Source organism: Sphingopyxis sp. (assembly GCF_041916015.1).
GTDB lineage: Bacteria > Pseudomonadota > Alphaproteobacteria > Sphingomonadales > Sphingomonadaceae > Sphingopyxis.
The window spans coordinates 1-16015 of record NZ_JAYSAH010000050.1; the positions used below are offsets into that span (position 1 = coordinate 1).

Below are 16015 nucleotides of genomic sequence, written 5' to 3' on the forward strand. Positions count from 1 at the left end.
GGCTCGTGCCGCTCGCGAAGAAGCGCGCCGAACTCGATCTGGGAAGTTACGCCGCCGGAAAGCTCGACCTCGGGACCGCCCTGCTGTCGACGCTCGCGCTCGCCGAGGCCGAAGTCGATGCGCTCGCGCGCGAAGCCGAGGTCGCGCGCGACGCGATCCGGATCAACTACATCTATGGGGAGGCAGGTCGATGACCGATGCAACATCAGCGGCGCGGTGGCGCGCCGGAATATTGGCCGCGGTGCTGATCGCGGGCGGCGGCGGTTACTGGCTCGGACAGAGCGGCCAGAGCGATGCGCCAACCGAGGCGGCTGGCAGCGGGGGGCGCAAGATCCTCTATTATTATGATCCGATGTTCCCGAACCAGAAGTTCGACAAGCCGGGCAAGTCGCCCTTCATGGATATGCAGCTCGAGCCCAAATATGCCGACGAGGGCAGCGGCGCGAAACCCGGCGTGTCGGTCGATCCGTCGGCGCGGCAAAGCCTCGGCATAAGGGTGGTCGCCGCCGAAATGGGCAGCCTTGCCGCGACCTTCGACGTCAACGGCAGCATCGATTTCAACCAGCGCGACGTCGCGATAGTCCAGGCGCGCTCGGGCGGTTTCGTCGAGCGCGTCTATCGCCTCGCGCCCGGCGATGTGATCGGGGCCGGCGCGCCGATCGCCGACCTGCAATTACCCGAATGGGGCAGCGCCCAGACCGAATATCTGAGCGTCAAAAAGCTCGGCAAACCCGAACTCACCGCGGCGTCGCGGCAGCGGCTGCGACTGATGGGCATGCCCGAAGGCGTGATCGCCGAAGTCGACCGCACCGGACGCACCGGCGGCAGGCTGACGGTGCGCGCGCCGATCGGCGGGGTCGTCCAGACACTCAATGCGCGCGCAGGCGTGACACTCGCCACAGGTCAGACGCTCGCCGAAATCTCGGGGCTCGGAACGGTATGGCTCAACGCCGCACTTCCCGAAGCCCAAGCCGGACTGGTGAAGATCGGCCAACGGGCAACCGCGACCCTAACCGCCTTTCCCGGGGAGAGTTTCGCCGGCAAGGTCGTTGCCATCCTGCCGACCGCATCGGCGGACAGCCGGACGCTGACGGTGCGCGTCGAGCTCGCCAACCGTGGCGGGCGCCTGCGCCCCGGCATGTTCGCCGTGGTGGCGCTCGGCGGCGATGCCAAGCCGGCGCTGCTTGTCCCGAGCGAAGCGGTGATCCGCACCGGCACGCGCAGCATCGTAATGCTCGAGAAGGGTGACGGACGCTATCATCCTGCCGAAGTGATCGCCGGACGCGAAGGCGGCGGCAAGACCGAGATATTGCAGGGGCTCGCCCCCGGCGAGAAGGTCGTCGCGTCGGGCCAGTTCCTGCTCGATTCCGAAGCGAGCCTGACCGGCCTCACGGTCCGCCCGCTGGGGCCCGCGCAATGATCGCGAAGATCATTCGCGCCTCTGTCGCGGCACGCGGGCTTGTCGTCGCCGCGGCACTGATCCTCACATTGCTCGGCATCGCGGCGGTGCGCACGACGCCGGTCGATGCCCTGCCCGATCTCTCCGACGTCCAGGTCATCATCCGCACCAGCTATCCGGGCCAGGCGCCGCGGATCGTCGAGGACCAGGTCACCTATCCGATCACGACGACGATGCTTTCGGTGCCCGGCGCGCGCGTCGTGCGCGGCTATAGCTTCGTCGGCGACAGCTTCGTCTATGTGCTGTTCGACGACAAGACCGACCTTTACTGGGCGCGCAGCCGCGTGCTCGAATATCTGAGCCAGGTGCAAAGCCGCCTGCCCGAGGGCGCCCGGGCTTCGCTCGGGCCCGATGCGACGGGGGTCGGCTGGATCTATGAATATGCGCTGGTCGACAAGAGCGGGCGCCACGATCTCGCCGAGCTACGCAGCCTCCAGGACTGGTTCCTGCGCTTCGAACTCAAATCGGTCCCCGGCGTCGCCGAGGTCGCGAGCATCGGCGGGATGGTCCGGCAATATCAGATCCTCGTCGATCCGCAGAAGCTCGCCGCCTATGGCGTGACCGCGACCGACGTCGCCGATGCCCTGAAACGCGCCAACCAGGAAAGCGGCGGCGGCACGGTCGAGATGGCCGAGGCCGAATATATCGTGCGCGCGAGCGGCTATCTGAAGACCCTCGACGATTTTCGGAGCGTCCCGATCCGCACGGCGGCGGGCGGAATCCCCGTGACGCTGGGCGACGTCGCCACCGTCCAGATTGGCCCCGACACGCGTCGCGGCATCGCCGAACTCGATGGCGAGGGCGAGGTCGCGGGCGGGATCATCGTCATGCGGCAGGGCCAGAATGCCCGCGAGGTGATCGACGGCGTCCGCGCCAGGCTCGCCGAGCTCAAGGCGGGCCTGCCACCCGGCGTCGAGATCGTCACCACCTACGACCGCTCGGGGCTCATCGACCGCGCCGTCGACAATCTATCGTCCAAGCTGGTCGAGGAGTTCGTCATCGTTGCCATCGTCTGCGCGCTCTTCCTCTGGCACGCGCGCTCGGCGCTGGTCGCGATCCTGACCCTGCCGCTCGGCATATTGATCGCCTTCATCGTGATGCGGCTGCAGGGGCTCAACGCCAACATCCTGTCCCTGGGCGGGATCGCGATCGCGGTCGGCGCAATGGTCGATGCCGCGGTGGTGATGATCGAAAATGCCCACAAGCATCTCGAACATTGGGAGCGCGCTCATCCGGGCCAAGAGCTGAAGGGCGCCGACCGCTGGCGCGTCGTCACCGATGCTGCCGCCGAGGTCGGCCCCGCCCTCTTCCTCAGCCTCCTGATCATAACCTTCTCCTTTCTTCCGATCTTCACGCTCGAAGGACAGGAAGGCCGGCTTTTCTCGCCGCTCGCCTTCACCAAGACCTATGCGATGGCGGCCGCCGCGATATTGTCGATCACGCTTATTCCGGTGCTGATGGGCTGGCTGATCCGCGGGCGGATTCCGGGCGAACAGGCCAACCCCGTCAATCGCTGGCTGACCCATATCTATCGCCCGGCGCTCGACTGGGTGCTCGAACGGCCGAAGAAGACGCTCGCGATCGCAGGCCTCGTCTTCGCGACGAGCCTCTGGCCGATGACGCAGCTCGGCGGCGAGTTCATGCCGCAGCTCAGCGAGGGCGATCTTCTCTATATGCCCTCGGCGCTGCCGGGCATATCGACCGCCAAGGCGTCGCGCCTGCTCCAGCAGACCGACCGGCTGATCAAGACGGTTCCCGAGGTCGAGAGCGTGTTCGGCAAGGCGGGCCGCGCCGACAGCGCGACCGACCCCGCGCCGCTCGAAATGTTCGAGACGACGATCCGCTTCAAGCCGAAGGATCGGTGGCGCCCCGGCATGACCGAGGAAAAGCTGATCGCCGAACTCGATGCGCGGGTGCGGGTGCCGGGGCTCGCCAACTTCTGGATTCCGCCGATCCGCAACCGGATCGACATGCTGGCGACGGGGATCAAGAGCCCGATCGGGATCAAGATCGCGGGATCGGACCTTGCGGCGGTCGACCGGACCGCAAAGCGGATCGAAACGATCGCCAAGTCGGTGCCTGGCGTATCCTCGGCGCTCGCCGAGCGATTGACCGGCGGGCGCTATATCGATGTCGCTATCGATCGCGCTGCGGCGGCGCGCTATGGCCTCAACGTCGCCGACCTGCAGGCCGTCGTTTCGGGCGCGATCGGCGGCGAGGCGATCGGCCAGACCGTCGAGGGGCTCGCACGCTATCCGATCAGCGTCCGCTATCCGCGCGAGCTCAGGGACAGCATCGGCAAACTGGCCGGCCTCCCGCTGCTCACCCCGTCGCGCCAGCAGATCACGCTCGACACGGTGGCCAGCGTGCGGATCAGCGATGGCCCACCGATGCTGCGAAGCGAGAATGGCCGGCCGGTGACCTATATCTATGTCGAGGGCCGGGGCCGCGACCTGCAGACGCTCGTCGGCGACATCCAGGCCGCGGTCGCGCGCGGTGTCGACCTGCCGCCGGGGATCAGCGTCTCCTACACCGGTCAGTTCGAATATCTCGTCCGCGCGACGGAACGGATGAAGATCGTCGTGCCCGTCACGCTCGCGATCATCGCCGGGCTGCTTTACCTCACCTTCCGGCGCTGGGACGAGGCGCTGCTGATCCTCGCCACGCTGCCTTTCGCGCTCACCGGCGGACTGTGGCTGCTTTACCTCCTCGGCTATAACCAGTCGGTCGCAAGCGCGGTCGGGTTCATCGCGCTCGCGGGGGTCGCCGCCGAGTTCGGCGTCGTCATGCTCATCTATCTCAGGCAGGCGCTCGATGCCCGAGGCGACCATGACGTCAAAGCGGCGGTCCGCGATGGCGCACTGCTGCGCGTGCGTCCGAAGGCGATGACGGTCGCCGTGATCCTCGCAGGCCTGTTCCCGATCCTTGTCGGCACCGGCACAGGATCCGAGGTGATGAGCCGGATCGCCGCGCCGATGGTCGGCGGCATGCTCACCGCGCCGCTCCTGTCGATGTTCATCATTCCTGCCGCCTATCTGCTCATGCGCAAGCGCGCGGCCCATCCCGTTCAACCCGAAGGAGAAACGACATGAAGAAACCGACTGCCATCGCACTGGGCCTCGCCCTCAGCGCCGCGCTTGCCGGCTGCGGCAAGCAAGGCGAAGCGCCGAAAGCGGAAGAAAAAGCGGCCATGCCCAACGATAACGGCGCCATGGCGATGCCCGCCGAAACCAGACATGGCAAAGCGACCGGGACCGTGACGGCGATCGATACCGCGAAGGGCGAGGTCACGCTCGACCATGGCGCGATCGCCGAGCTGGAATGGCCGCCGATGACGATGGGCTTTGCCGCGAAGCCCGAGCTGCTGAAAGACGTCAAGGTCGGCGACAAGGTCGCGTTCGAGCTCGATTGGGACGGCAAGGCCGGAACGATCACCAAGCTCGACAAGGCGCCGTAACACCACATCATCGCGCGCGGCGGCCCCGGTTGCAGCGCGCGATGGCCGCCTCCTTTGCCCGTTTGACGCCGGACCGGGGGCGGCCGTGCGACAAATTAGTCGGACAACGCCTCAAGAAGCGGACAACCGCCAGCGTCGCCGGCACCGCAGGCCTCAATAAGGTCGCCCAGCACTGCGGCCATACGGTCCAGGTCAGCGCGCTTTGCGAGGACGTCGGCAAGCTGTGTCTCGGCCATTTGGCGCGCCAGGTCGCAGCCGTAGCGGCCGCCTTCGGCCAGAGTGAGCAGCGTCCGGACCGTATCGAGGGGGAAACCCAATTCGCGCGCCCGGCGCACGAAAGCGAGGCGCCTGACACCGGCTGAATCGTAGCGGCGAAATCGCCCTCGCCGAACCGGCAAAGGCAGGATGCCGATGCGCTCATAATATCGAATGGTCTCGATATTGCAGCCGGTACGCCGCGAAAGCTCGCCAATGGAGATGGTGCCGGAAGGAGGCATTGCGATTCCGCTTGCATCTGTAGTTACTACAGATGGTAGGCATGCCTCCACGGCGAAGCAAGGAGTTTGAATTTGGCTGGAGATGCAAGACGTCCGCGAGGGATCGGGGCTATTTCGTTGACCCTCGGCGGGATCACATCGGGTTTTCTCGCGGCCACCTGCTGCGCCCTCCCCATGCTGCTTGCTTCGGCGGGGCTCGGGTCTGCCTGGCTCGTCGGCATAGCGATCCCCGCCGCGCCATACCGGCTCTGGTTCGTCGCATTTGGTGCAATTTCGCTCGTGGCGGGCGGAGTGCTGCTGGCCCGCCAGCAAGTACGTGCAGCGCACTCCGACGGCGACAGTCAGTGCGTACCGGCAGCGCTGCGGATCGCGACCTTGATCGGGCTGCTTGTTGGCGCCGCCCTTCTATGGCTTGGCTATCGCTATGCTTGATCGATCGCCTATCCTGCAATCGACGCTGACGTGTCCGCTTTGCGGTCAAATCGCCAGCGAAATCATGCCCACGGATGCGTGCCAGTATTTCTATGACTGCACGGGATGCCGCGCTCTGCTCAAGCCGCTACCGGGAGACTGTTGTGTCTTCTGTTCCTATGGAACGGAGCCCTGTCCACCGGTACAGATCAACGGCGGCAAGGATAGCTGTTGCGGCTGAGCAGGAGGCCGCCGACAGCATCAACAGCCCAACAGGATCGCCGCTAGCCCGTGCCGGCCGCGATTGCTTCTATGACCCGGCAATCCGAAACCGGCCCCCCATCACAGAGATGGACGATGCGCGCCAGTTCGGCGCGCAGTTGCCCCATACGCTGCAGCTTTTCATCGACGTCGAGCAGGTGACGCGCCGCGAGCGCACGAATTTCGGCACAGTCCGGCCCAGGGCTCAAGGCGAGCGCCGTCAACGACCGGATCTCGTCGATCGAGAAGCCGAGGCCGCGGGCATTGCGGATGAACGCGAGGCGCCCGACATCCTCCTCCCCATAAGTGCGCCGGCCTGAGGCCGTGCGCGCGGCGCTGGGTAGCAGTCCGATATCCTCGTAGAAGCGGATAGTGTTTATCTTCGTGCCGGTGCGTTTCGCCAGTCCCCCGATCGGCAGTTGCGGGTCGCGTGCCATCGGCACTCCTATTCGGTTTCGTCGCAAATTCAGCTTGCTTCTACAGTTACTGTAGAATGTAGACCAGAGGAATGAGCAACGATAGTTCTTGCGGCTGCACGGGCGACTCCGTCAGAGCCGAGCATGATCCCGCCTATCGGCGGGCCCTTTGGATCGTCGTCATCCTCAATCTCGGTTTCGGTGCGATCGAGATCGTCGGCGGGTTCATCGCCAACAGCCAGGCCCTCAAGGCCGACTCGCTCGACTTCATCGGCGACGGCACGATCACGCTGGCCGGGCTCGTCGCGATCGGCTGGACCGCGCTGGCACGCACTCGCATCGCCTTTGCCCAGGGCCTGTTCCTGCTGACGCTGGGTCTCGGCGTGATCGGCGTTGCGCTGTGGCGCGCCCTGACCACGGTTCCGCCCGAAGCCGAGCTGATGGGCGGCATCGGCATCGCCGCTCTCCTCGTCAATTTGACTTCGGCCGCTGTTCTCTCGCGGTTCCGCGACGGCGACGCCAATGTCCGCGCGGTATGGCTGTTCAGCCGCAACGACGCGGTCGCCAATGTGGCCGTGATCATCGCAGCGGGGCTCGTCGCTTGGACGGGCCAAGCCTGGCCTGACCTCGCGGTTGCCGCCGTGATTGCCGCGCTCTTCCTTCATTCGGCCTATGAGATTCTTCGAAGCGCACGAACCGAGCTGCGTGAATTGTCGACTGCGGTAGGACAATAGGACCGATGCTGCCCGCTCGCCGCTTTCGCTTCCTGCTGATCCTGCTTGCGGCGATTGGCAGCCTCGCCGCGCAGGCGGCGCAGGCGCGCAGCGATGTCGTCGACGTGCAGACCATCTGGCGTCTGCTGGATTATGTCGCCGTCGATTATGGTGGCGCGGTCGCAAATGGCCAAGTGACGAGCTCGGTTGAATATGCCGAGATGACCGAGTTTTCGGGCACCGTTCGCAAAGGCATCGCGACCCTTCCGGCATCACCGACGCGGGCTCGCCTTGTTGCCGAAGCAGGACAGCTCGAAGCGGCGATCGCGGCGAAATCCGACCCCGGCAAGGTGACCGGCCTGGCGCGCGGTCTCGCTGCGGACCTGCTCGCAGCTTATCCGGTCTCCCTCGCCCCGCGCAAAGCCCCCGATCCGCTGCGCGGAGCACAAATCTATCTGGAAAATTGCGCCAGCTGTCACGGCGCGCGCGGTGACGGCAACGGACCTCAGGCCAAGGGACTCGACCCGGCACCCATCGATTTCACCGATGCCGAACGCGCTCGCAAGCGCAGCCTGTTCGCGCTCTATCAGGTCATAGGCCAGGGGCTCGAGGGCACGTCGATGCCCAGTTTTTCCCATCTGCCGCCTGACGACCGCTGGGCGGTAGCAGCCTATGTCGGTGGATTCGCCTTTCGCGATGTTTCGGCCGGCCAGCATATCTGGAACCAGACGCCTGCCGCTCGCAAACTGGTGCCCGATCTACAGGCCTTCACGAGCCTCAGCCCGGAAGCGCTCGGCCGTACGCTCGGACCGGAGCAGGCGGATGCGATCACGGCCTATTTGCGCTCCGATCCGAAAGCATTGATCAACGCCTCGCCCGCTACGCTTGCAATTGCGCGTGATAAGCTGACGCAAAGCCTCGCCGCGTACCGGAAGGGGAACCGTGATGAGGCGGAGCGGCTGGCCCTGTCCGCCTATCTCGACGGTTTCGAACCGATCGAGCCGATCCTGACTACGCGCGATTCGGGGCTGATGGCGCGCATTGAATCCGCTATGTCCGATTATCGCGCTTCGATCTCGCGCGGTCTGCCGGTCGCCGCGGTCGCGGACAAGGCAGCTGCCGTCGAAGCCCTTTTCGCGGATGCCGAAGCTGCACTGTCTCCAGATGCCGCGAGCGACGCATCGACCTTTGTCGGGGCGCTCACGATATTGCTGCGCGAAGGAGTCGAAGCCCTGCTCATCGTCGTGGCGATGATCGCGTTCCTGCGAAAGGCCGAACGGCCCGAAGTCTTGCCCTATGTCCATGGCGGCTGGATCGCAGCTCTGGCTGCCGGCGGCGCGACCTGGGCGATCGCGACCTATGCTATCTCGATCAGCGGCGCGAACCGGGAGCTGACCGAGGGTTTCGGCTCGCTCTTCGCCGCCGTGGTTCTCGTCTGGGTCGGGATCTGGATGCACGGCAAATCGCATGCGGATAGCTGGCAGCGCTATATTCGCGAAGCGATGGGCAAAGCACTTTCGCGCCGCTCGGCCTGGTTCCTGTTCGGGCTGGCGTTTCTCGTCGTTTACCGGGAGGTATTCGAAACCATCCTGTTTTTTGCAGCGTTGGCCACGCAAGGTAGCAGCGGTGCGATCGCCGCCGGAGCCGGAACAGCACTGGCGGTCCTTGCGGTGATTACGTGGGCCATGCTCCGCTACAGCCGGATCCTGCCGATCGGGAAATTTTTCGCCTATAGTTCCGCGCTGATCGCAATCCTGGCGGTCGTTCTCGCCGGAAAGGGGGCGGGCGCCCTGCAGGAAGCCGGTCTCCTCAACATTACGCCGCTCGCCCATTTCCCCCGTTTCCCCGCCTTGGGAATCTTCCCTTCGCTCGAACCGCTTCTGCTCCAGCTTCTCGCGCTCGGGATCCTCTGGATCGGCTATCTATACAATGACCGGCAACGTCGCCGGATAGACGTGACGCACGGCAAATAAAAGAAATCACAGCGGACGGGACAATCCCCTGCGATCGCTTCCCAAAGAAGGCAACGAACCCAAAAGGATTTGTCCGGCGCCCGAGACGAAGACACGACAGGGCTGCTATCGCCAGCCGATGCGCGAGATGCCCCACTGGAAAGGCCGACTTGTTATCGAAGCCTGTTATGCCCGCTGGTCGGGTTCGGTCGGCGATGCGGCTCCACATCGTCATTTCGCGGCGCAGGCGATCTTATCGACGGAACCTCTCGCCGTGGTGGATGCGAGCGGCGCGCGGTTCGATGGACACTGCTTGCTGATCGAGCCCGAGACTGTACACCGCCTGCTGCCGGCGGGTGGGGCCGAATTATGGTTCGTCGAGCCAACGGTCGGCTTCGGTCCTCCCGACGAGCTCAGGACGCGCATGGCCGGGATCGATCCTGTACAGATCGGCCCGCAAGGAGCGACATCCTTCTGGCAGCGATGGTTCGGAAAGGAAGCGAAAGGCGTCACTGATCCGCGCATTGCCGGGGCCGTGGTGGCAGTCGACCGGTTGCTCGCTGTCGGGCCGGTCCGCCTCGCCGACGCAGCGCATGAAAGAGGCCTGTCGCTCGACCGATTTCGTCATCTCTTCACCGCCGAAGTCGGAATGCCATTCCAACGATATGTTTTGTGGCGACGGCTGTTGATCGCTTTCGAAGCCCTCCACGATGGACACAACATAACCGAAGCCGCCTATGCCGCCGGGTTTAGCGACAGCGCCCACCTTGCCCGCACGATCAGGGCAATGTTCGGCATCCGCGCGAGCGACCTCGACTTCACGGCATAGCCGCTGCGTTCAATCGGTCGCCGGCCAGCCCTGATAAGTGCGGCGCATGACCGAGAAGAACAGAGACTTTGTACCGGCGCTTGGGAAGAGCGGATCGCTCGACCGCTATGATGCCGCGATCGCCCTGATGACGCGCGAGAAAAGATGGCGAAGCGACCTCGTTCGACTGGTCGATGCGCAACCTGGCGAGCGGATCGTCGACATCGGTTGCGGGACGGGCACGCTCGCCATCGCGCTCAAGGCGGCAGCGTCGGCGAACGAAATATTCGGGGTCGACCCCGATCCGGCAGTGCTCAAGATAGCGCGGGCCAAGGCCGAGGCAGCAGGGGCCAAGATCGACTGGTTCGAGGCGATGGGCGACGAACTTGATGCGTTCGAAGCTCTTCGTTCCTGCGACAAGATCGTATCAAGCCTCGTCCTCCACCAATGCCCGATGGAGGTAAAGGAAGCGATCGCCGCGCAGATGTTCAGGCTCCTGAAGCCCGGCGGCACCCTCTTCATCGCCGACTATGGCGAGCAGCGGTCGCTGCTGATGCGCATGTTGTTTCGCCAGATTCAATTGCTCGACGGGTTCGAATATACCGAGCCCAATGCGCGCGGATGTGTCCCGGAAGTCCTCGAAGCTGCGGGTTTCGAGACGGTCGAGGAAGTGAAAATCATTCCGACACCGACCGGATCGATTTCAATCTATCGGGCGAAGCGGTAGCTCTCCTGCCTAGCCCGCTGCGTCACGGCTAGCCGCGCCAGTGACGGCCGCGGTGATGATGATGCATCCGGCGCTTCTGATAGCGCCGCTCGTAACGGTCTCGCCGATCATAGCGGCGATCGTCGCCGCGATAATGGGGATCATAGCCGCGATAGCCCCGGTCATAGCCGTAATTAGGCACGCCGTGGCGCGTGGAACGATATTCGCGCTCGTGGCGCGGCGCATCATGTCCGCGACCATATCCCCCGCGATCGCCATGATGCTGGGCAAGGGCCATTCCCGGGACCGCGAACGCGAGCATCGCGGCCGCGATCGTCATCAGTTTTCGCATGTCAGTCTCTCCACTTCGTGCTGCTCAAAATCCCCCTTCATGATTGAATGCGCTGTGAATATCGGCGCATTCGCCGACGATCCGGCGGTGACCCGGCGCCTCCATGCGACAGGCCGGTGACGGGAGCACAGCGTCGCGCTTCATGATGGGCACCCGCCCCGCGTGGATGAAGCGGGGCGAGTGTTGCCCTCATTTGGCCTTTGCCGCGACTGCGGCCTGGACTCTGGATTCGACCTGTTCGGGGCTGGGCTGAACGAGCATCTCGCCATTGACGAAGAAGGTCGGAGTGCCCCGGACGCCGACCGCCCTCGCGTCGGCAATGTCCTGCTCCATCCACGCCATCGCATCGGTGGTCGGCATCGAACGCGCCTTCGCGACATCAAGGCCGGCCTTCTCCGCCGCGGCCCAGGCGCCATCCATCTTTCCGTCATGCCAGTCGGGCTGCGCTTCGAGCAGCGCAGCCGGCACGGGCACGAGCTTGCCTTGCACACGGGCAGCCTCGAGGATCACGATCGCCTCGGCCGAGCCGGGGTGCAGCGGCAGGTAGCGCATCACGAGACGCACATCCTTCGGATATTTGGCGACGATGCCCTTCACCGTCGGGTAGAAGGCGCGGCAGGCCTCGCACGACGGATCAAAGAATTCGACGATGGTGACCGGCGCATTCTTCGGGCCGATGATCGGCGAGTGCGGGCGAATGAGGCTGTCGACGGGTCCCGCGACGACCTTCTTCGTGGGCTCACCCTCGGCGGTTCCGCTGTAAAGCATCGCGCCGCCGGTGAAGGCGAGCGCCGAAACGGCAAGCGTGGCCACCACTCCGATACGTCTGTTCATGATTTCAGTCTCCTTTGAAAAATCAGCAAGAGGGCGAGGATCAGCGAGAATGCGGCCAGCGACAGGAGAGGCAGCGGCACGCCTCCAATCGTCATGCTTTCTCCCGAGCAGGACGGGCCGCCGGTGCAAGGGACGATCGGTGCGGGAATGACGCCGACGTAGAGCAGGGAATGATAGAGGGCGACGAGCCCGCCGCCCGCTGCGAGCGCCAGTCCATAAGGAACGACGGCGCGATCCGACTTGAACGCCGCGATGCCAAGGATAATCGCGAGCGGAAACATGAAAGCGCGCTGGAACCAGCAAAGGTCGCACGGCGCCTGACCCATGACCTCACCGACGAAGAGGACGGCGAGGCTCGACAGGAGGGCGATCGCCCAGGCCGCGCCAAGCGGACGCCATTTGTGTGGGGCAAGCAGAGGGAAGCTCGTCATCGCCGACCACCTTTGAACTTGGGCTTGGGGCGCCGTTGCGGCGATTGCGGCTTGCTATATTTGGACTTGAGATAGCTCAGCAGTATGCCGTCGATCGACGCGAGCATGCGTTGAAAGCTAGTCTTGATGCCGGGAAGCCGGAGCCAGGCAAAGGGCCCGCGGCAGCGATAGCGATGGAGAAATTTGGTCCCTTCGGCCGTGCGCGTCAGGATATAGCTCTCCTCGAACTGGAGGATGAAGCTCGGCTTCACGTCGAGGATCAGTTCCTCATTGGGGCGCGCTGAGAGGATTGTCGCGGAAACCTCGAGAAACTTCGGCTTCTGGGGATCCATTCGCATCGAATAGCGAATCGCGATCGGGTCCTCGGCAAGCTGCTCGATCCGGACATAGGGATTCCAGATACGGTGGTTCCCGAAGTCTCCGAGGACCGCCCAAATCTGTTCCGGACTATAGGGGAGATCATGCTCCCGCTCGAACTCCATCACTTTCACTCCTCTATCGATCGGCCGCCGGGCCTTGCGCCACGCCGATTTCGGTGACGCCCGCGGGCAAAGGATCGGCGTGCGCCCCTCCCGTCGTGAACCAGCGGCGCAAACGCGGGGCCATCCTGCGTTCAAAGCCTGCCGCGAGGCTGAAGGAGGCTGGCACAATCAGCAGGGTCAGCATCGTCGAGAGGATGAGCCCGCCGATCACGGTAACCGCCATCGGCGCGCGCCACGCGCCGTCGCCCGTCAGTGAAAGCGCGGTCGGGATCATCCCGGCGACCATCGCGACTGTGGTCATCAGGATCGGCTGCGCGCGCTTGTGACCAGCGTCGATAATCGCCTCGTCGCGCGGCACCCCGGACGCCATTTCCTCAATTGCGAAGTCGACGAGCAGGATGCTGTTCTTACCGACGATGCCGAGCAGCATCAGCACCCCGATAAAGACGGGAAGCGACAGCGGATAGCCGGTCAACAGCAGCGCGACCGCCCCGCCGAGCGGCGCGAGCAGCAACGACCCCATGTTGACGAACGGCGGGATGATCTTTCGATAGAGCAGGATCAGGACCGCGAGGACGAGGAATATTCCCGACACGACCGCGATCGCGAAGTTGCGCAGCATCTCGGCCTGCCACTTTGCGCTCCCGAGGACGAGCCGCGTGACCCCCGCAGGCAGCGCCTTGAGCGCCGGAAGTGCCTCGACCTTCTCCATTGCCTGACCCGTGACGAGACCCGGAGCGAGATCGGCACCGATGGTGAGCTGGCGAACCTGGTTGGTCCGATTGATCTGAGTCGGACCGGCGCCGAACCCGATCTCGGCCACGACCGACAGCGGTACCGTTCCCCCGTTCCGGGTCGGAACCGGCATGTTGCGCAGCGTGTCGAGCCGCTCGCGCGCGGTTTCCGCGAGCGCGACGCGGACCGGGATTTGCCGGTCGGACAGCGAGAATTTGGCGCTGTTCTGGTCGATCTCGCCGAGCGTCGCGACGCGGATCGACTGGCTGAGCGCCTGCGTCGTCACCCCGAGCTGCGCCGCGAGCGCGAAGCGCGGGCGAATGACGATCTCGGGGCGCTGAAGATTGCCCTCGACGCGCGGCGATCGGATTTCCTTCACCCCGGCCATCTCCGCAAGCAGGCGGTTGCCGACATCCTCGAGCTTCTTCGGGTCGTCGCTGCCGAGCGTAATCGAGATGTCGCGATTGCTGCCGCCGCCGCCGCCATGCTGCGACTGGAAGTTGATGCGGGCATCGGGAACCTCAGCCAGACGCGGCGCTCGGTCCTTTTCGAACTCGGTGGAGGTGAGCTCGCGGTCCTTGCGCAATTTCAGGTAGACCGTCGCGGTGCCGACATCGATCCGCGACAAGGCGGATTCGACGAGCGGGTCGCGCTTCATGAGATTGGTCACCTCGTCGGCCACCGCCTCGGTCTGTTCGAGCGTTGCGCCCGGAGCGAGCTGGATGGCGACGCGGCTCGTGTCGGAATCGATCGACGGCTGGAAGGTCATGGGCAGCAGCGAGAAGCTGAAGATGGTCGCGAACAGGGCGAGCACACCGATGCCGACCACCCAGATGCGATGGTCCCTGATATAGCCGAGCCATTTCCAGCGCCCGCCGCGCGCACGCGCCGCCGCAGCCCCGCTGGTGTCGAGGCTCCAGCGCAAGATGCGCATATAGGTGTCGATGAGCGGACCCTCGCCATGCTTCTGCGGACCCTGCGCGGACAGAAAATAGGCAGCGAGCATCGGTGTGATCATGCGCGCGACCGCGAGGCTCATCAGGACCGCGGCCACGACCGTCAGCCCGAAATTCTTGAAATATTGTCCCGCGACGCCCGGCATCAACCCGACCGGCAGGAAGACCGCGACGATCGTCATGGTGGTGGCGAGAACTGCAAGGCCGATTTCGTCGGCCGCGTCGATCGAGGCCTGATAGGCAGATTTGCCCATTCTCATGTGGCGCACGATATTTTCGATCTCGACGATCGCATCGTCGACGAGCACGCCCGCCACGAGGCTGAGCGCGAGCAGGGTCATCATGTTGAGCGAGAAGCCCATCAGATCCATGAAGAGGAAGGTCGGGACCGCCGAGAGCGGGATAGCGAGCGCCGAAATCAGCGTGGCGCGCCAGTCGCGAAGGAAGAGGAAGACGACGACGACCGCGAGAATCGCGCCCTCGACCATGGCGTTGATCGCCGAATGATATTGGCCCTTGGTATATTCGATATCGCTGAACAGCTCGGTGAACTTGACCTTGGGATTTTCCTTCTCGAGCTTGCGCAGCTCCTCGACCGCCGCGTCATAGACGGTGACGTCCGAGGCGCCCTTGGCGCGCTCGAACCCGAAGGTCAGCACCTGCCGCCCGTCCTGCTTCGAGACCGAACGCTGCTCGGCGTAGAGGTCCTTGACCTCGGCGATATCGGCGAGGCGAACGGTCCGGTTGGTGCCGACCGAAATCAAGGTTTCGCCGAGCGCATTGGCGCTGCTCGCATTGCCGAGGATGCGCACAGCCTGCTCGGAGCCCGCGACCTCCATCCGCCCGCCCGCAGCATTGACATTGAGCTGGACGAGCTGGGTGTTCACTGCCGCAGCCGTCAGGCCGTATGCGCGCATGCGCTCGGGATTCAAGATGACCCGGATTTCGCGGCTGACGCCGCCGCGTCGATAGGCGTCGCCCATGCCGGGGACAGCAATCAGCCGCTTGGCGACGACATTATCGACGTACCAGCTCAATTCCTCGAGCGTCATGTCGGTGGCGGACGCCGACCAATAAGCCAGCGTGTTGCCCGAGGTCGAGAGGCGGATGACCTGCGGCTCGAGGATGCCGTTCGGCAGGTTGCTCCTGATCTGGGTGATCTTGTCGCGAATATCGGTAACCGCCCGGTCGATCGGCGTCCCGATCGCGAACTGGACGAAGGTCTGCGACTGGCCCTCGGTGACCGTCGAATTGAGCTCGTCGATCCCCTCGATCGTGCGCACAGCCGCCTCGACGCGCTGGGTGACCTGCGTCTCGAGTTCGGTGGGTGCGGCGCCGGGCTGCGCGATGATGACGATGGCGCCGGGGAAATCGATGTCGGGGTCGCTCTGCACCCCCATCATCAGGAAGGAGACGATCCCCGCCACCGTCAGGCCGAAGAACAAGACGAGCGGCGGGATGGGGTTCCGGATGGACCAGGCCGAGATATTCTTGAAGTTCATCCTCTCTCCCCTTTCCGGTTCGATCCCGCCGCGACCGCGCGCC

At 64.7% G+C, this 16015-nt stretch carries 16 protein-coding genes and 1 pseudogene; 10 read left to right on the forward strand and 7 right to left on the reverse strand.

Annotated features, from left to right (window positions below; all coding sequences use genetic code 11):
* The 4 genes and pseudogenes from ACE3SL_RS07770 to ACE3SL_RS07785 form a co-directional block, all read left to right on the forward strand.
* Positions 1 to 194, forward strand: a pseudogene (locus ACE3SL_RS07770) (transporter); the annotation flags it as partial.
* A complete protein-coding gene (locus ACE3SL_RS07775) occupies positions 191 to 1420 on the forward strand; it encodes an efflux RND transporter periplasmic adaptor subunit (protein WP_374525182.1) in 1230 nt (409 codons plus the stop codon). The pseudogene ACE3SL_RS07770 and the gene ACE3SL_RS07775, both read left to right, overlap by 4 nt.
* Positions 1417 to 4551 (forward strand): efflux RND transporter permease subunit, encoded by a 3135-nt coding sequence (locus ACE3SL_RS07780; RefSeq protein WP_374525183.1) that lies wholly within the window; start codon positions 1417 to 1419, stop codon positions 4549 to 4551. Before ACE3SL_RS07775 ends, ACE3SL_RS07780 begins: the two co-directional genes overlap by 4 nt.
* Positions 4548 to 4916 (forward strand): copper-binding protein, encoded by a 369-nt coding sequence (locus ACE3SL_RS07785; RefSeq protein ID WP_374525184.1) that lies wholly within the window; start codon positions 4548 to 4550, stop codon positions 4914 to 4916. Before ACE3SL_RS07780 ends, ACE3SL_RS07785 begins: the two co-directional genes overlap by 4 nt.
* Positions 4917 to 5011: 95 nt before the next feature.
* On the opposite strand, the gene ACE3SL_RS07790 is transcribed toward ACE3SL_RS07785, so the two are convergent.
* Entirely contained in the window at positions 5012 to 5413 is a 402-nt protein-coding gene (locus ACE3SL_RS07790) for a helix-turn-helix domain-containing protein (RefSeq protein WP_374525185.1), read from the reverse strand.
* Positions 5414 to 5530: 117 nt separating this feature from the next.
* Between ACE3SL_RS07790 and ACE3SL_RS07795 the strand changes: the two genes are divergently transcribed.
* Together ACE3SL_RS07795 and ACE3SL_RS07800 are read left to right on the forward strand one after the other, a co-directional pair.
* Positions 5531 to 5845 carry a mercuric ion transport protein, MerT gene (locus ACE3SL_RS07795; RefSeq protein WP_374525186.1) on the forward strand — a complete coding sequence of 105 codons (315 nt, stop codon included), beginning with the start codon at positions 5531 to 5533 and terminating at the stop codon, positions 5843 to 5845.
* Entirely contained in the window at positions 5838 to 6065 is a 228-nt protein-coding gene (locus ACE3SL_RS07800; protein ID WP_374525187.1) for a GDCCVxC domain-containing (seleno)protein, read from the forward strand. The genes ACE3SL_RS07795 and ACE3SL_RS07800 overlap by 8 nt, the downstream gene beginning before the upstream one ends.
* 43 nt (positions 6066 to 6108) lie before the next feature.
* On the opposite strand, the gene ACE3SL_RS07805 is transcribed toward ACE3SL_RS07800, so the two are convergent.
* Positions 6109 to 6522, reverse strand: coding sequence for a helix-turn-helix domain-containing protein (locus ACE3SL_RS07805; RefSeq protein ID WP_374525188.1), 414 nt, complete (start codon positions 6520 to 6522; stop codon positions 6109 to 6111).
* 71 nt (positions 6523 to 6593) lie between these two features.
* On the opposite strand from ACE3SL_RS07805, the gene ACE3SL_RS07810 reads away from it, so the two are divergent.
* The 4 genes from ACE3SL_RS07810 (at position 6594) to ACE3SL_RS07825 (ending at position 10701) form a co-directional block, all read left to right on the forward strand.
* Complete coding sequence (locus ACE3SL_RS07810; RefSeq protein ID WP_374525189.1) at positions 6594 to 7235, forward strand: cation transporter; 642 nt, start codon at positions 6594 to 6596, stop codon at positions 7233 to 7235.
* 5 nt (positions 7236 to 7240) lie between these two features.
* Positions 7241 to 9187 (forward strand): FTR1 family protein, encoded by a 1947-nt coding sequence (locus tag ACE3SL_RS07815; protein WP_374525190.1) that lies wholly within the window; start codon positions 7241 to 7243, stop codon positions 9185 to 9187.
* 118 nt (positions 9188 to 9305) lie between these two features.
* On the forward strand, positions 9306 to 9995 hold the full coding sequence (locus tag ACE3SL_RS07820; protein WP_374525191.1) for a helix-turn-helix transcriptional regulator: 690 nt from the start codon (positions 9306 to 9308) through the stop codon (positions 9993 to 9995).
* 46 nt (positions 9996 to 10041) lie between these two features.
* Positions 10042 to 10701, forward strand: coding sequence for a class I SAM-dependent methyltransferase (locus tag ACE3SL_RS07825; RefSeq protein ID WP_374525192.1), 660 nt, complete (start codon positions 10042 to 10044; stop codon positions 10699 to 10701).
* Between the two features lie 28 nt (positions 10702 to 10729).
* On the opposite strand, the gene ACE3SL_RS07830 is transcribed toward ACE3SL_RS07825, so the two are convergent.
* The 5 genes from ACE3SL_RS07830 to ACE3SL_RS07850 form a co-directional block, all read right to left on the reverse strand.
* Complete coding sequence (locus tag ACE3SL_RS07830; RefSeq protein WP_374525193.1) at positions 10730 to 11032, reverse strand: hypothetical protein; 303 nt, start codon at positions 11030 to 11032, stop codon at positions 10730 to 10732.
* Between the two features lie 189 nt (positions 11033 to 11221).
* The gene (locus ACE3SL_RS07835; protein ID WP_374525194.1) at positions 11222 to 11866 is read right to left on the reverse strand and encodes a DsbA family protein; all 645 of its coding nucleotides are present in this window, start codon (positions 11864 to 11866) and stop codon (positions 11222 to 11224) included.
* Positions 11863 to 12297 carry a disulfide bond formation protein B gene (locus ACE3SL_RS07840; protein WP_374525195.1) on the reverse strand — a complete coding sequence of 145 codons (435 nt, stop codon included), beginning with the start codon at positions 12295 to 12297 and terminating at the stop codon, positions 11863 to 11865. The genes ACE3SL_RS07835 and ACE3SL_RS07840 overlap by 4 nt, the downstream gene beginning before the upstream one ends.
* Complete coding sequence (locus ACE3SL_RS07845; protein WP_374525196.1) at positions 12294 to 12779, reverse strand: SRPBCC family protein; 486 nt, start codon at positions 12777 to 12779, stop codon at positions 12294 to 12296. Before ACE3SL_RS07845 ends, ACE3SL_RS07840 begins: the two co-directional genes overlap by 4 nt.
* A 13-nt stretch (positions 12780 to 12792) precedes the next feature.
* Positions 12793 to 15972 (reverse strand): efflux RND transporter permease subunit, encoded by a 3180-nt coding sequence (locus ACE3SL_RS07850; protein ID WP_374525197.1) that lies wholly within the window; start codon positions 15970 to 15972, stop codon positions 12793 to 12795.
* Between the last annotated feature and the right edge of the window lie 43 nt (positions 15973 to 16015).

Excerpts from the sequence above, each read along its gene's own strand:
- ACE3SL_RS07825 (WP_374525192.1), top strand. The coding sequence starts at position 10,042 with ATGACCGAGAAGAACAGAGACTTTGTACCGGCGCTTGGGAAGAGCGGA.
- ACE3SL_RS07780 (WP_374525183.1), top strand. The coding sequence starts at position 1,417 with ATGATCGCGAAGATCATTCGCGCCTCTGTCGCGGCACGCGGGCTTGTC.
- ACE3SL_RS07830 (WP_374525193.1), bottom strand. The coding sequence starts at position 11,032 with ATGCGAAAACTGATGACGATCGCGGCCGCGATGCTCGCGTTCGCGGTC.
- ACE3SL_RS07845 (WP_374525196.1), bottom strand. The coding sequence starts at position 12,779 with ATGGAGTTCGAGCGGGAGCATGATCTCCCCTATAGTCCGGAACAGATT.
- ACE3SL_RS07805 (WP_374525188.1), bottom strand. The coding sequence starts at position 6,522 with ATGGCACGCGACCCGCAACTGCCGATCGGGGGACTGGCGAAACGCACC.
- ACE3SL_RS07800 (WP_374525187.1), top strand. The coding sequence starts at position 5,838 with ATGCTTGATCGATCGCCTATCCTGCAATCGACGCTGACGTGTCCGCTT.
- ACE3SL_RS07775 (WP_374525182.1), top strand. The coding sequence starts at position 191 with ATGACCGATGCAACATCAGCGGCGCGGTGGCGCGCCGGAATATTGGCC.
- ACE3SL_RS07840 (WP_374525195.1), bottom strand. The coding sequence starts at position 12,297 with ATGACGAGCTTCCCTCTGCTTGCCCCACACAAATGGCGTCCGCTTGGC.
- ACE3SL_RS07850 (WP_374525197.1), bottom strand. The coding sequence starts at position 15,972 with ATGAACTTCAAGAATATCTCGGCCTGGTCCATCCGGAACCCCATCCCG.
- ACE3SL_RS07785 (WP_374525184.1), top strand. The coding sequence starts at position 4,548 with ATGAAGAAACCGACTGCCATCGCACTGGGCCTCGCCCTCAGCGCCGCG.
- ACE3SL_RS07815 (WP_374525190.1), top strand. The coding sequence starts at position 7,241 with ATGCTGCCCGCTCGCCGCTTTCGCTTCCTGCTGATCCTGCTTGCGGCG.
- ACE3SL_RS07835 (WP_374525194.1), bottom strand. The coding sequence starts at position 11,866 with ATGAACAGACGTATCGGAGTGGTGGCCACGCTTGCCGTTTCGGCGCTC.
- ACE3SL_RS07790 (WP_374525185.1), bottom strand. The coding sequence starts at position 5,413 with ATGCCTCCTTCCGGCACCATCTCCATTGGCGAGCTTTCGCGGCGTACC.
- ACE3SL_RS07820 (WP_374525191.1), top strand. The coding sequence starts at position 9,306 with ATGCGCGAGATGCCCCACTGGAAAGGCCGACTTGTTATCGAAGCCTGT.
- ACE3SL_RS07810 (WP_374525189.1), top strand. The coding sequence starts at position 6,594 with ATGAGCAACGATAGTTCTTGCGGCTGCACGGGCGACTCCGTCAGAGCC.